Source organism: Allobosea sp. GW823-FHT02B03, from assembly GCF_058797755.1.
Genome location: NZ_JBXAJY010000005.1, coordinates 560,715 through 574,144, shown reverse-complemented (window position 1 = coordinate 574,144; position 13,430 = coordinate 560,715). Strand labels below are relative to the sequence as shown.

At 68.4% G+C, this 13,430-nt stretch carries 12 protein-coding genes; 7 read left to right on the top strand and 5 right to left on the bottom strand.

The window, feature by feature from the left end:
• Nucleotides 1-19 precede the first annotated feature (19 nt).
• Nucleotides 20-874, top strand: a complete 855-nt coding sequence (gene sseA / locus AC1REK_RS19805) for a 3-mercaptopyruvate sulfurtransferase (RefSeq protein ID WP_492268738.1) — start codon at nucleotides 20-22, stop codon at nucleotides 872-874.
• 376 nt (nucleotides 875-1,250) lie between these two features.
• Nucleotides 1,251-4,340, top strand: a complete 3,090-nt coding sequence (locus AC1REK_RS19800; RefSeq protein WP_492268739.1) for an autotransporter outer membrane beta-barrel domain-containing protein — start codon at nucleotides 1,251-1,253, stop codon at nucleotides 4,338-4,340.
• Between the two features lie 28 nt (nucleotides 4,341-4,368).
• On the opposite strand, the gene AC1REK_RS19795 is transcribed toward AC1REK_RS19800, so the two are convergent.
• Nucleotides 4,369-5,292: a glutaminase gene (locus tag AC1REK_RS19795; RefSeq protein WP_492268740.1), complete on the bottom strand. Its 924-nt coding sequence runs from the start codon at nucleotides 5,290-5,292 to the stop codon at nucleotides 4,369-4,371.
• 162 nt (nucleotides 5,293-5,454) lie between these two features.
• Between AC1REK_RS19795 and AC1REK_RS19790 the strand changes: the two genes are divergently transcribed.
• On the top strand, nucleotides 5,455-6,204 hold the full coding sequence (locus AC1REK_RS19790) for a proteasome-type protease (RefSeq protein ID WP_316018029.1): 750 nt from the start codon (nucleotides 5,455-5,457) through the stop codon (nucleotides 6,202-6,204).
• On the opposite strand, the gene AC1REK_RS19785 is transcribed toward AC1REK_RS19790, so the two are convergent.
• Complete coding sequence (locus tag AC1REK_RS19785) at nucleotides 6,201-6,908, bottom strand: ankyrin repeat domain-containing protein (RefSeq protein ID WP_492268741.1); 708 nt, start codon at nucleotides 6,906-6,908, stop codon at nucleotides 6,201-6,203. The genes AC1REK_RS19790 and AC1REK_RS19785 overlap by 4 nt on opposite strands.
• Before the next feature lie 254 nt (nucleotides 6,909-7,162).
• Nucleotides 7,163-7,369 (bottom strand): TOBE domain-containing protein, encoded by a 207-nt coding sequence (locus AC1REK_RS19780; protein WP_316018031.1) that lies wholly within the window; start codon nucleotides 7,367-7,369, stop codon nucleotides 7,163-7,165.
• A 106-nt stretch (nucleotides 7,370-7,475) separates the two neighbouring features.
• On the opposite strand from AC1REK_RS19780, the gene modA reads away from it, so the two are divergent.
• Genes modA through modC form a run of 3 tightly spaced genes read left to right on the top strand, consistent with a single transcriptional unit; the run spans nucleotide 7,476 to nucleotide 10,065 of the window.
• Nucleotides 7,476-8,282, top strand: a complete 807-nt coding sequence (gene modA, locus AC1REK_RS19775; RefSeq protein WP_316018032.1) for a molybdate ABC transporter substrate-binding protein — start codon at nucleotides 7,476-7,478, stop codon at nucleotides 8,280-8,282.
• On the top strand, nucleotides 8,279-8,977 hold the full coding sequence (modB, locus tag AC1REK_RS19770; protein ID WP_316018033.1) for a molybdate ABC transporter permease subunit: 699 nt from the start codon (nucleotides 8,279-8,281) through the stop codon (nucleotides 8,975-8,977). Before modA ends, modB begins: the two co-directional genes overlap by 4 nt.
• Nucleotides 8,974-10,065: a molybdenum ABC transporter ATP-binding protein gene (gene modC, locus AC1REK_RS19765; RefSeq protein WP_492268742.1), complete on the top strand. Its 1,092-nt coding sequence runs from the start codon at nucleotides 8,974-8,976 to the stop codon at nucleotides 10,063-10,065. Before modB ends, modC begins: the two co-directional genes overlap by 4 nt.
• Nucleotides 10,066-10,075: 10 nt before the next feature.
• Here the strand turns inward: modC and AC1REK_RS19760 are convergent, their stop codons facing one another.
• Together AC1REK_RS19760 and AC1REK_RS19755 are read right to left on the bottom strand one after the other, a co-directional pair.
• Nucleotides 10,076-10,708, bottom strand: coding sequence for a pyridoxamine 5'-phosphate oxidase family protein (locus AC1REK_RS19760; RefSeq protein WP_492268743.1), 633 nt, complete (start codon nucleotides 10,706-10,708; stop codon nucleotides 10,076-10,078).
• A 209-nt stretch (nucleotides 10,709-10,917) separates the two neighbouring features.
• Nucleotides 10,918-11,955 (bottom strand): aldo/keto reductase, encoded by a 1,038-nt coding sequence (locus AC1REK_RS19755; protein WP_492268744.1) that lies wholly within the window; start codon nucleotides 11,953-11,955, stop codon nucleotides 10,918-10,920.
• Between the two features lie 278 nt (nucleotides 11,956-12,233).
• On the opposite strand from AC1REK_RS19755, the gene AC1REK_RS19750 reads away from it, so the two are divergent.
• Nucleotides 12,234-13,427 (top strand): CaiB/BaiF CoA transferase family protein, encoded by a 1,194-nt coding sequence (locus AC1REK_RS19750; protein WP_316018037.1) that lies wholly within the window; start codon nucleotides 12,234-12,236, stop codon nucleotides 13,425-13,427.
• Nucleotides 13,428-13,430 lie beyond the last annotated feature (3 nt).

The following is a 13,430-nucleotide window of genomic DNA, read 5'->3' as shown; positions in this document are numbered from 1 at the left end:
CCTTCGAGGAAAAGCTCCCATGGCCAGCAACGATGTCTTCGTCTCCACGCAATGGCTGGCCGAGCGGCTCGACGCGCCGGACATCGTCGTCGTCGACGGCTCCTGGTACCTGCCGGCCCACGCCCGCGACCCGGCCGCGGAATATGCCGAGCGCCGCATCCCCGGCGCCGTGCGCTTCGACATCGACGCGGTGAAGGACACGACTTCGGCGCTGCCGCATATGATGCCGCGCCCCGAGGCCTTCGCCGCAGCGGTCGGCGCCATGGGGATCGGCGACGGCATGCGCATCGTGGTCTATGACGGGCTCGGCCTGTTCTCGGCGCCGCGCGTCCGCTGGACCTTCCGCACTTTCGGTGCCCGCGACGTGGTGATCCTTGACGGCGGCATGCCGCAATGGCTGGCCGAGGGCCGCCCGGTCGAGGAAGGCGCGCCCCGTGCCCGCCAGCCCCGCAGCTTCACGGCGCGCCTCGACCATTCCGCCGTCGCCGACATGAACGATGTGGCGAAGGCACTGGAGACCGGCTCGGCCCAGATCGTCGATGCCCGCCCGGCCGATCGCTTCCGCGGCGAAGCGCCGGAACCGCGGCCTGGCGTCCGCTCCGGCCATATGCCGGGCGCGCTCAACCTGCCCTCCTCGGCGCTGGTGGCGAACGGCAAGCTCAAGGCGCCCGAGGCACTCGCCGCCGCCTTCCGCGAGGCCGGTGTCGACCTCGACAAGCCGATGGTGACGAGCTGCGGCTCGGGCGTCTCGGCCGCGATCCTCTCGGCCGCGCTGGAGACGCTCGGCAAGCCTGCACGGGCGATCTATGACGGCTCCTGGTCGGAATGGGGCGCGAGCGCCCGCCCGATCGCGACCGGCCCGGCAAAGGGCTGAGGCGCATCTCAGCCTTTCACTCACATTCGGGCGTGGCGCCGCTGGAACACTCGGGCGCCCGCCTGCGGCAACTGTGGCCCAGGCGCCACAGATTACGGTTTCTTTGTGGCATCGCCACCCGGCGTTTCGTTTTGGCCTTCCGCCGAAATTGACTGCATGCAAGTCATTCTAACGTTACGTTAACTCAGGATTCTCCAGAGCCCGGGCCTCGCGGCGCGGTGGGTGATGACGACTCTCGCCCCCGGTGCCGCTGCCTCTCCAGGCAGGGCGCAGTTGACGTAGCTCCGGCCGGTTCCTCCGGCCCGGATCGTCTGCTGCAAACATTGCGAGAGCCCGTCCTGCGATGGCTAACCGGATTTCCTATCGGAACCGCTCCTTGGCGTGCCTGCTCGGCAGTACGGCCATCGCCCTCGCCCTGCCCGGGCTGGCCCAGGCGCAGATGCGCTGGGACGGCAGTGCGAGCAGCGACTGGAACAACGGCGACAACTGGAACACCGGCGTGGCCCCAACAGCCGGCAGCAACCCGGTCGTCGCGGGCCCGGCGCCGGCGATGCCGGTCATTTCGGGCGGGACAACCAGCCTTGGAACCCTGTTCGTCGGCTACGAAAACGGCCTCGGCGGCGCCAGCCTCGACATCCAGGGCGGCGCCAGCCTGACGACCGGCACAGCCGTTATCGGCGAGCAGTCTATCAACAATGCGGGCAATGCGCGGGAGACAGAATCCGGACTGGCGCGGCTTTCAGCGGCGTCGAGCTGGAACGGCGGCTCGATGAACATCGGCTCCTACGGAGCCGGCACGGTAGAAGTCCTCGGCGGCAGCACGCTGACCACGAGCAGCATGACCATAGGCGTGCATCACAACAGCACGACCAACCGGGCTGGCAACGGCACGCTAACGATCTCGGGAGCGGGCTCCCAGTGGACAGCGAGCGGGAGCAGCACCATCGGCAGCAACGGCCGCGGCACGATCTCCGTTGCTGCGGGCGGCAAGGCGATCATCACGGGAGGAACGACCCTCGGGAGCAGCTCGACCGGTGTCGGAGAGGTCACGGTCAGCGGGACCGGCTCGCGCTGGGAAATTGCGAGCGGGATCTTCACCATCGGCAGCAGCGGCAGCGGTGAGTTCACCTTGAGCGGCGGCGCCACCGCCAAGACGGGGCGTATCAATCTCGCCAGCAGCGCCAACTCCTCCGGCGCGCTGACGGTCACGGGAGCCGGCAGTCGTTTCGAGGCGGGGCAGATCTGGGCAGGCCAGGGCTCCGCGGCCATGATCTCGGTGAACGCAGGCGGCGTGCTTCAGGGCACACATCTGCTCCTCGGCACCACGGCCACTGGCGAGGGCCGAGCGGAGCTGCGCGGCGCCGGCAGCCTGATCGCCAGCAGCACGTACACCGCAGTCGGATACCTGGGCAAAGGCGAGTTGACGCTCTCCGACAGCGCAACGCTGCGCGGCGTGGTCCACATCGCGCTTGGAGCCGGTAGCCGGGGCACGCTGAACATTGGCGCAGCCGCGGGCAGCACAGCTGCGGCAGCCGGCGTGATTGACGCCGCCACTGTCCAGTTCGGCGCCGGCACCGGCAAGCTGGTGTTCAACCACACCAGCACCGATTTTCGGCTCGCCGCCGAGATCAAGGGGGCCGGCACGATCGAGCATCATGCCGGCACAACCCTGTTCACCGGCAACGGTGGAAGCTTCAGCGGCACGACCTCTATTTCCGGCGGCACCTTGCTGGTCGGCGATGCCTCGGGTGGTTCGCTCGGCGGCGCGGTCTCGGTCCTCGCCGGCGGAACGCTCGGCGGCAGCGGCATGATCGGCAGCCTCACCCTGGCCAGCGGCGCCACGCTTTCGCCCGGAAACTCGGTGGGCATGCTGACGGTCGGCGGCAACGTGACCTTCAATGCCGGCTCGACTTATCGGGCCGAGATCGTCGGCGGGGCATCCGATCTGCTCAGCGTCGGCGGCACGGCGAGCCTTGCCGGCACACTGCAGCTTGTCGCCGGCGGCGGCAGCTACAGCTTCAACGCGCCCTATACCGTGCTGAGCGCGGCGGGTGGGCGCAGCGGTACCTTCGGCGCCGTCAACACCAGCGGCAGCTTCGGCGTCGGCGTCACCAGCGAAGTCACCTATGGCGGCAACGACGTCACGGTGACGCTGAAGCCCGGCTCCCTCGTCGATGCCGGCTCGAATCCGGAACAGGTGCCCCCGAGCCCGTCACCGGGCAATCCGCCGAGCCCGGCGCCCAATCCCGTCTATAGCACGGCCTCCGGCCTCTCGCTGAACACCTGGTCGGTGGCCGCCGCGATCGACCGCGCCGTAGCGAACGGCGCCGATCCCTCCTTCCTCTACCAGATTTATGCCCGCGGTGACCGCCAGGCCCTGATCGCGGCCCTCGATACCCTGAGCGGCGAAGTCCACTCCACCATCGGCATGATGGGCTGGGAGGCCGCCGGCGGCTTCCTGCGGGCGATGCTCGACCCCTTCGCCACCGGCCGTGATCCCAATGCCATGCCCGGAGCCGCCGGCGCCTTCGCCACGGCCGGCTCCTACGCCTCGACCGGCTCGCAGGCCGAGCTGCCCTCGGCGAAGGGCCCGCGCATCGCACCGCAATTCGTGCCCGACCCGCTCTACAATGTCTGGGGCCAGGGTTTCGGCAGCAAGAGCCGCTCGGGCGCCGACATCGCGCGCGGCAGCCACGCCAGCGACGCTTCGAGCGGCCATCTCGCGCTCGGCGTCGATCTGCGCGTCCTGCCCGACACCATCCTCGGCGTCGCGATCGCCGCCGGCGAAACGCGCTCCAGCCTGTCCGGCGCCCTCGGCGACGCCAAGGCCGACATGCTGCAGGCCGGTCTCTACGGCATGACCCGGATCGGCGCACTCTCGCTCGGCGCCTCGCTCGGCTATGCCTCGGCCGATGTCGAGACGAACCGCGCCATTCCGCTGATCGGCGCCTTCGCCGTCCGCGCCAAATATCGCGCCGAGATCTGGAGCGGCCGCGCGGAAGCCGCCTGGCGCCTCGCCTCCTTCGGCGGGCTCAGCGCCTCGCCCTACGCCGCCTTCACCGCCCAGAACCTTCGCACTCCGAGCTTCGTCGAGCGTGACGGCGTTACCGGCCTGCCCAGTGGCGTCGCCGTCCAAAGCCGCGACGGCACCACTGCCCGCGCCGAACTCGGCCTCAGGGTCGATGCGGCCACCACCCTGTTCGGGCTCTCGACCACCGCCTTCGGCAAGCTCGGCTGGGGCTATTACGCCCGTCGCGACAACCAGTTCGCCGCAAGCCTGATCGGCCTGCCCGGCGCCGGCTTCGGCTTCCAGGGCACGAGGCCCGACCGCAATGCGGCGCTGATCGCCACCGGCATCGATGTCCGGCTCTCGAACACCGTCAGCCTCGGCGCCCGCTTCGACGCCGAACTCTCGCAGAACACCCAGTCCTATGCCGGAGCCGCAACCCTGAGGGTCAGCTTCTGAGACCGGCCTGGGCCTCCGCCCGCCGGCCTCAGAACACCGACCAGCCGGTCCTCTCCACCAGGCTCTCCAGCGCCAAGGCGCCGACCAGCGAGGTGCCGGCGGCATTGAGCCCCGGCGACCAGACGGCGATGGCGGCGCGACGGGGCGCGATGGCGAGGATGCCGCCACCGACGCCGCTCTTGCCGGGCAAGCCGACCTTGAAGGCGAACTCGCCGGACGCGTCGTAATGGCCGCAGGTCATCATCAGCGCCTTGACCCGGCGGGCCCGGGCCGGCCGGCAGATCGTCTCGCCGCTGAGCGGGTCGACGCCGTCTGCAGCCAGGAAGAGGCCGGCCCGGGCGAGCTGAAGGCAGCTCAGCTGCAGAGAGCACTGATTGAAATAGACCTCGAGCACCTCGGCGACCGGGTTCTGGAGGTTGCCGAAAGCCCGGATGAAGTTGGCGAGACTGGCATTGCGAAAGCCGGTCTGCGCTTCCGAGCGCGCCACTTCACCGTCGATCGAGACCTCGGCATCATCGGCGCGGGCGCGCAGGAAGCCGAGAATTTCCGCGATCGTTTCCGGCGGCCGGCGGCCGGCGAGCAGCGCATCGGTCACGACGAGCGCGCCGGCATTGATGAAGGGGTTGCGCGGCACGCCGCGCTCCTCTTCGAGCTGGACGATCGAATTGAAGGGCGAGCCCGAGGGCTCGCGGCCGACATGCTGCCAGAGCCGCGCCCCGACCCGCTCGAGCGCCAGCGTCAGGGTGAAGACCTTGGAGATGCTCTGGATCGAGAACGGGACCGCGGCATCGCCGGCGAAGGCCCGCACGCCATCGCAGGTGATGACCGCGATGCCGAAGCGCCTGGGGTCGACCTGCGACAAGGCCGGAATGTAGTCGGCGACGCGCCCGGCGCCGATATGGCCGGCAACATCGGCATGGACCGCGGCGACGACTTCGGAAAGACCCTGCATCCGCCCATGGCTCCAGCCGCCGGCCCACGCGGGCCTTCTCGGGCGCAGCCTCGCATCCCGTCAGCCGCCGGGCAATCGGCCCGCGCGAGGCTCTCGTCTCGTGCCGGCCTTGGCAAGTCCGACCGAGCTGCGTCATGCTGGCGATCGCTGCGGAGGCGCGCGATGACCTATTGCCTTGGAATCCTGCTGCCCGCCGGGCTGATCCTCGCTTCCGATTCAAGGTCGAGCGCCGGCGTCGACCAGATCGCCGTGGTCGAGAAGCTCGCCCTGTTCGAAGTGCCGGGCGAGCGCGTCATCGCCATCCTCTCGGCCGGCAATCTCGCGACCACGCAGGCGGTGGTGACGATGATCCGCCAGTACAGCCGCCACAAGCAGGAGAGCGCCGGCAGCGTCGAGAACCGGGACATCCTGGCGGCCCGGACCATGTTCGACGTGGCCCAGATCGTCGGCAGCACGCTGCGCGAGGTGCTGCGGCTCAACCGCAGCTTCGTCGAGCCCTATGGCGACCCGAACGGCACCTTCCTCGTTGCCGGGCAGATCGCCGGGGAGCCGCACCGGCTGTTCCAGGTCTACTCGGCCGGGAACTTCATCGAGGCGCTCGGCCGCACGCAGTTTCTCCAGCTCGGCGAGACCAAGTACGGCAAGCCGATCCTCGACCGGGCGCTGAGCCCGACGAGCGGGCTCGACGAGGCCGCCAAGCTCGCCCTGCTCTCCTTCGACGCGACGATCCGCAGCAATCTCTCGGTCGCGCCTCCGATCGACATGCTGCACTACGAGAGCGGCAGCTTCTCGACGCGTACGCTCGCAAAATACGACAGCAACCACCCCTACTGGACGGATCTGCGCCAGCGCTACAGCGACGGTCTGACGGCCTTGGTAGCAGGCCTGCCCGACCCGCAATTTCCGAGCTAGGGAACCTCCAGAACCGCGATCATCGCCGCATAGCCGCGGCGGCGGGCATGATCGAGCGGCGTCGTGCCGCTGCGGTCGGCAATGTCGCGGCGGGCACCGGCCGCAACGAGCGCGCGGGCGGTTTCGACATGGCGCCGGCCGCCATCTCCGAGGATCACGGCCTCGATCAGCGCGGTCCAGCCGAGATTGTTGACATGATCGAGCGGCGCACCGGCCGCAATCAGCGCCTTGACGACCTCGTCATGGCCGAGATGGGCGGCGGCGATCAAAGCCGTGCCGGCATAGGGGCTGGTGACGGCCCGCGCATCGCCGCCGATGGCAAGCGCGACCCGCATGGTCTCGACATCGTCATTGACCGCCGCGATCGTGATCGCGTCATAGCGCTGGCTGTCGAGCGCACGCGGATCGGCCCCTGCCCGGACCAGGGCTCGCATGATCTCGCGCTTGCCGGCATGGGCTGCGACATGCAGCGCTGTGCGGCCATGGCCGTCGCGGGCATCGAGAGCCGGCTTCTGCGCCAGAACTCGCTCCAGCGCGGCCATGTCGCCGCGATGGGCCGCAGCATGCAGCCCGCTATAGGCGGCGATCTCGGCCTCCGACGGCGGAATCTGCGCGACCGTGCGGAAGCCGAATCCGGCCGACGCCGCCAGCAGAAATACGAGGCCGGCGACAGCGTTTCCGATTGCCCGTTGCCCAAAAGCCATGGTCGCATCCTGCCATTTCCACGGCCGGCGCAAGAGGCAGCAAGCTGCACAAAAAAAGGACAGCAATTCTGCCCTTTCCCCCTTGTACCGCACCGCGGAACGCCCTATCTCTTGTGCACCGCAGCAGAGATGCTGTGGCGCCCTCCTTGGGCGTTTCCTCCCTAGACTTCGGCCTGCGCTCCGGCGCGGGCCTTTTTCTTTTCGGGAGGCTAGCCGGGCCGACGCAGGCCGGCAATCACTCCGGCGGCTCAGCCTCAGTCGATTGCGATCATCACGTCTGAAGCCTTGACCACGGCATAGGCCTTCTGACCGACCGCCAGCTTGAGCTCGTCCACCGCGGCATTGGTGATTGCGGAGGTGACGATCGTGCCGCCGACATCGAGGCGGACATGGGCGGTGGTTGCGCCCTTGGTGATCTCGACGATGGTCCCCTTGAGCTGATTGCGGGCGCTGATCTTCATGATCGTCTCCAGATGGAACGACGAGCCGCGGCATGCGGACTCGACCTTTGCAGCCTTGCGCTATATTCAACTGAATATAGCGACAACAGCCAAAGCGAGGTCAGCAATGTCATTCCCCCGTCGTCAAGTCCTGGGTTTTGCCGCCTCGCTGCTGATCGGCCTCGCCGCAGCCACTTCCCAGGCGCAGGCGCAGTCCAAGGAACTGGTGATCTTCGCAGCCGCCAGCCTGAAGAACGCGCTGGACGAGGCTGCCGCCAGCTGGGTCAAGGAGAGCGGCAAGCCGGCGCCGAAGATCTCCTATGCCGCCAGCAGCGCGCTCGCGAAGCAGCTCGAGCAAGGCGCCCCCGCCGACATGTTCCTCTCGGCCGATCTCGACTGGATGGACTATGCGGCCGGAAAGAACCTGATCAAGCCCGATACCCGCGTCAGCCTACTCGCCAACCGGATCGCGCTGATCGCCCCCTCCGATTCGACCGCGACCGCCACGCTGGCGCCCGGCGTCGACCTCGCCGCGACGCTCGGCGCGGGCCGCCTCGCCATGGCCAATGTCGATTCCGTGCCGGCCGGGAAATACGGCAAGGCGGCGCTGGAGAAGCTCGGCGGCTGGGACAAGGTCAAGGACAAGGTCGCGCAGGCCGATAATGTCCGCGCCGCGCTGCTGCTCGTCTCCCGTGGCGAAGCGCCGCTCGGCATCGTCTACGCGACCGACGCCGCCGCCGATCCGAAGGTCAAGGTGATCGCGACCTTCCCGGAGGACAGCCACCCGCCGATCATCTACCCCGTCGCGGTGACCAAGGATTCGACCAACCCCGACGCCGCCGCCTTCCTCACCTTCCTGCGCGGCAACGGCGCCAAGGGCTCGTTCGAGAAGCAGGGCTTCACGGTTCTGAACAAGCCTGCCAGCTCTTCGTGAGCGACTGGCTTTCCGCCGAGGAATGGACGGCGGTCCGGCTTAGCCTGCTCGTCGCCACCACTGCGATGGTGGCGAGCCTGCCATTCGGCATCGCCATCGCCTGGCTGCTGGCGCGCGGACGGTTCTGGGGCAAGTCGCTGCTGGATGCCGTCGTGCATCTGCCGCTGATCCTGCCGCCCGTCGTCACCGGCTACCTGCTGCTGATCGGCTTCGGCCGGCGCGGCCCGATCGGCCAATGGCTCTATGACTGGTTCGGGATCGTACTCTCCTTCCGCTGGACCGGGGCGGCGCTGGCCTGCGCCGTGATGGGCTTTCCGCTGCTGGTCCGCGCGATCCGCCTCTCGATCGAGGCCGTCGACCGCAAGCTGGAGGATGCGGCCGGTACGCTCGGGGCGAGCCCGGCCTGGGTCTTCCTCACCGTGACGCTGCCGCTCTGCCTGCCCGGCATCCTTGCCGGCATGATCCTGTGCTTCGCCAAGGCGATGGGCGAGTTCGGCGCCACCATCACCTTCGTCTCCAACATTCCCGGGGAAACGCAGACCCTGCCTTCAGCGATCTACACCTTCACCCAGGTTCCGAACGGCGACGCCGGCGCGCTGCGGCTGACGCTGATCTCGATCGCGATCTCGGTCGCGGCCTTGTTCGCCTCCGAGGTGCTGGCGCGGGTTATCGGAAAGCGGATCGCAGTCGAATGACCAACGCCATCGAAATCGCGGTTTCGCACCAGCTCGGCGCCTTCGCGCTCGCGGCCGATTTCACCTCGAACGGCCGCCTGACCGCCTTGTTCGGACGCTCGGGCTCCGGCAAGACCTCGCTGGTCAACATCATCGCCGGACTCATTAGGCCACAGCGCGGGCGCATCGCGATCGACGGGCAGGTGCTGCTCGACAGCGAACGCGGCATCTTCGTACCCAAGCACAAGCGCCGCATCGGCTACGTCTTCCAGGAGGCGCGGCTGTTTCCGCATCTCACGGTCAGGCAGAACCTGCTCTACGGCCAGTGGTTCGCGCCCAAGACCGATACCGTCGGCAGCGAGATCGCGGACGTGCTGGATCTGCTCGGCATCGGGCACCTGCTCCACCGCCACCCCGGGAGGCTTTCGGGCGGCGAGAAACAGCGCGTCGCCATCGGTCGCGCCTTGCTGGCCAAACCGCGCCTTCTGCTGATGGACGAGCCCCTCGCCTCGCTGGACGAAGCGCGCAAGGCCGAAATCCTGCCCTACATCGAGCGCCTGCGCGACGCTTTCGGCATTCCGATCGTCTATGTCTCGCATTCGGTCGCGGAGGTTGCGCGGCTGGCGTCCAATCTCGTCGTGCTCGATCAGGGCAGCGTCATCGCCAGCGGCAGCACGATCGACCTGATGTCACGGCCGGACGTGCCGCTGCTGTCGGCAGCGCCTGAAGCCGGCTCGGTTCTCGACGCGCGCATCCTGCGCCATGAACCCGAGCACGGCCTCTCCGTGCTGGAAACCCAGGCCGGGCAGGTTCAGGTACCACATCGGGCGCAGCCTCTCGGCAGCCAGCTGCGCGTGCGCATCCTCGCCAGCGACGTGCTGATCAGCCTGCAGCCGCTGCAAGGCATCAGCGCGCTCAACGTGCTGAGCGGCACCATCGCAGAGATCGGCGCGCGCCGGAGCGGAGGATCGGCCCTCGAGATCGGGATCGACTGCAATGGCGCCAGCCTGCTCGCGCGGCTGACCAGCAAATCGGCGGCGCATCTGGGCCTGAAGCCCGGCCAGTCCGTCTATGCCGTGGTCAAGAGCGTGTCGATCGACGGCCAGTGAAGCGCGCGGCTCAGTAGAGCCGCGTCCGGTAGGCCTCTTCGAGATTGGCATCGGCCTCGGCCGCGTCCACCGCCTTGGTCTGCTCGGCGACGATGCGCCCGAGCGTCGGGAAGCTGCCGCGCTCGACCTGCGCATCCTGCGCCCAGAGCTTCGAGCGGATCAGGGCCTTGCCGCAATGGAAATAGGCCTCGTCGACCTCGACGAGCAGGCCGAGCTTCGGCGTCTTCTCCTGCACGGTCGTCGGTTCGAGCAGCGCCTCGTCGCGCGTCAGCCTGGCCCGGCCATTGACCCGCAGCGTCTCGTTGATGCCGGGCACGAAGAAGACCAGCCCGACGCCCGGCGAGCTCAGCACATTGCCGAAGCTGTCGACGCGGTTGTTGCCGCGTCGATCGGGGATCAGCAGGGTCTTTTCGTCGAGCACCTGCACGAAGCCTGGCCCATCGCCGCGCGGGCTCGCATCGGCGCGGCCCTCGCTGTCCGAGCTCGCCAGCACCAGGAAGGGCGAGAGCGCGATGAAGTCGCGGCAGAAATGGTCGAGCCGGTCGATCACCTTGCGCTCGGCGAGCAGATGGACCTCGCCGACCAGGGCGCGCAAGTGCTGCGCGTCCGCAACTTCACTGTCAGGCTTCTCGCTTGTCGTCATCCCGCCCTCCGGCCGGCCGCGCTCCCGGCCGCACGATCAGCCGGGACAGGCTCCTCTCACGTCGACCTAGCATGAACCGGGCCGGCCGCCGAGGCCGCTCCTCGCAGAGCCGGCTTCGACAGTTGCCATCGCGATTCAGGGCCCTGCGAGATCGATTCAGATTTCCGGCGGAAGATCCTGATATTACGCCGGAAAGGAACGCATTGGTCTCAGCGCGGGTCCGGCTTGGTGCGGTTGGCCCCCTGGCGCTCCAGCATCCAGCCGGGATATTCGCGCGGCAGGGCGCTGACCGCGTCGAGGCTCGCCAGCTCCTCGGGCGACAGGACGATATCGACCGCCGCCAGATTCTCGGCGAGCTGCTCCGGGCGCTTGGCGCCGACGATCACGCTGGTCACGGCCTGCTGGTGCAGAAGCCAGGCGAGCGCGATCTGCGCGACGCTGCGTCCATGCGTCTCGGCGATGCCGCGCATCGCGTCGATGACGTCGTAGCCGCGCTCGCGATCGACGGGCGGGAAGTCGAAGCTGGCGCGGCGGCCATCACCACCCTGCTCGTTGCGCCGGTCGTATTTGCCGGAGAGCAGGCCGCCGGCGAGCGGGCTCCAGACCATCAGGCCGACCTTCTCGGAGAGCAGCATCGGCACGATCTCGCGTTCCAGATCGCGGCCGGCGATGGTGTAGTAGGACTGCAGCGAGGCGATGCGGGAGAGCTGGCGCCGCTCGCAGATGCCGAGCGCCTTGGCGACCTGCCAGGCCGCCCAGTTCGAGACGCCGACATAGCGGACGTGGCCCTGGCGGACGAGGCTGTCGAGCGCCTCCAGCGTCTCCTCCATCGGGGTGACGCTGTCGAAGGCATGAATCTGGTAGAGATCGACATGGTCGAGCTGAAGGCGCTTCAGGCTGGCCTTCTCCTGCTCCATGATGTGGTAACGGCTCGCGCCGCTGCCGTTCGGGCCCTGCCCCATGCGGCTGAAGACCTTGGTCGCGACCACGACCTCATCTCGGGCAATGCCGAGGTTGCGCAGGGCCTGGCCGGTGATCTGCTCCGAACGCCCTTCGGCATAGACATTGGCGGTGTCGATGAAGTTGATGCCGGCATCGAGCGCCGTCCGGACCAGCGCGTCCGCCTCCTGCTGCTCGAGCCTGCCGATATGCCCCCAGAAGCCCTCGTCGCCGCCGCCGAAGGTCATGGTGCCCAGGCATAGTTCGGAGACGAGCAGGCCGGTTTGGCCAAGCGTGTGATAGCGCATGACGATCTCTTTCCATTCGAGGAAAACGCCCGGACAGCATCGATCTCGCCGATCGCTCGTGGTCGGCCGTCACCGGGCCTGCTGAAGATAGTGCAGCAGAGAAGCGACGCAACGGCATCGCGGCCGAAGGTTGCGCCGCTCTCCGCCTCGTGAAGCCGCGTCGCGAGCGCAGTGCACATAGCCAGCCCGCAAATCTTGCATACAAAATGGCTTTAGCGTTGACGCTCCCGGCCGATGACGGGATAGTCGCGCCCCCTATAGAGCCCTTCCGGAACATCATGCCTCGTCCGACACCGTCCTCCGCGCTCGAGAATCTGCGCGTCCTCGATCTCTCCCGGGTCCGCGCCGGCCCGACCTGCGCCCGGATCTTCGCCGATTTCGGCGCCGACGTGCTGAAGATCGAAAGCCCGCCGGGGGTCGACCCGAACGAGAACATGAGCGGGGCCCGGCATGGCTACGACATGCAGAACCTGCACCGGAACAAGCGCTCGCTGACGCTCAACCTGAAGAAGGAAGCCGGCAAGGCGGTGCTGCGCCGGCTGATCGCCGATGCCGACCTGCTGATCGAGAATTTCCGCCCGGACGTGAAGGACCGGCTCGGCCTCGATTTCGAGACGCTGCATGCGCTCAATCCGCGCCTGATCCTGGTCTCGGTCTCCGGCTTCGGCCAGACCGGCCCCTATCGCCTGCGTGCCGGCTTCGACCAGATCGCCCAGGGCATGGGCGGCATGATGTCGGTCACCGGCCTTCAGGGCCAGGGACCGGTGCGGGCCGGCATCGCAGTGGCCGATTCCGCCGCCGGCCTCTACGGGGCGATCGGCGCGCTGGTCGCGCTGCAGGAGCGCGCGGTCTCCGGCAAGGGCCAGTGGGTGCAGACCTCGCTGCTCGAGGCGCAGATCGCGATGATGGATTTCCAGGCGGCGCGCTTCCTGGTCGAGGGCACGGTGCCGCCCCAGGCCGGCAACGACCACCCTTACGCGACCCCGATGGGCGTCTATGCGACGCGCGACGGCCACATCAATCTCGGCGTCGGCGCCGAAGGGCATTGGCGCTCCTTCTGCGGGGTGCTCGGCCGGCCGGAGCTGGCGAGCGACCCGCGCTATGACAGCGTCGAGAAGCGCTATGCGGCACGGCCTGAGCTGCGCATCCTGCTCGAGAAGATCATGTCGACGCAGGACAGCGCCTACTGGCTCGACGCCTGCGAGAAGGCTTCGGTGCCGGCGGGGCCGATCTACTCGGTCGACGCCATGTTCGACGATCCGCAGGTGCAGCATCTCGGCATCGCGCAGCCCGTCACCCACCCGGTTCTCGGCGACATCCGGGTCATCGGCGAGCCTGTCGGCCTGTCGCGCACCCCGGCGAGCGTGGTTTCGCCGACCCCGGACGCCGGCGAGCATAATGACGAGATCCTCGCCGAGCTCGGCTATGACGCCGCGGCGATCGCGCAACTGCGCGCCGACGGCGCGATCTGAAGA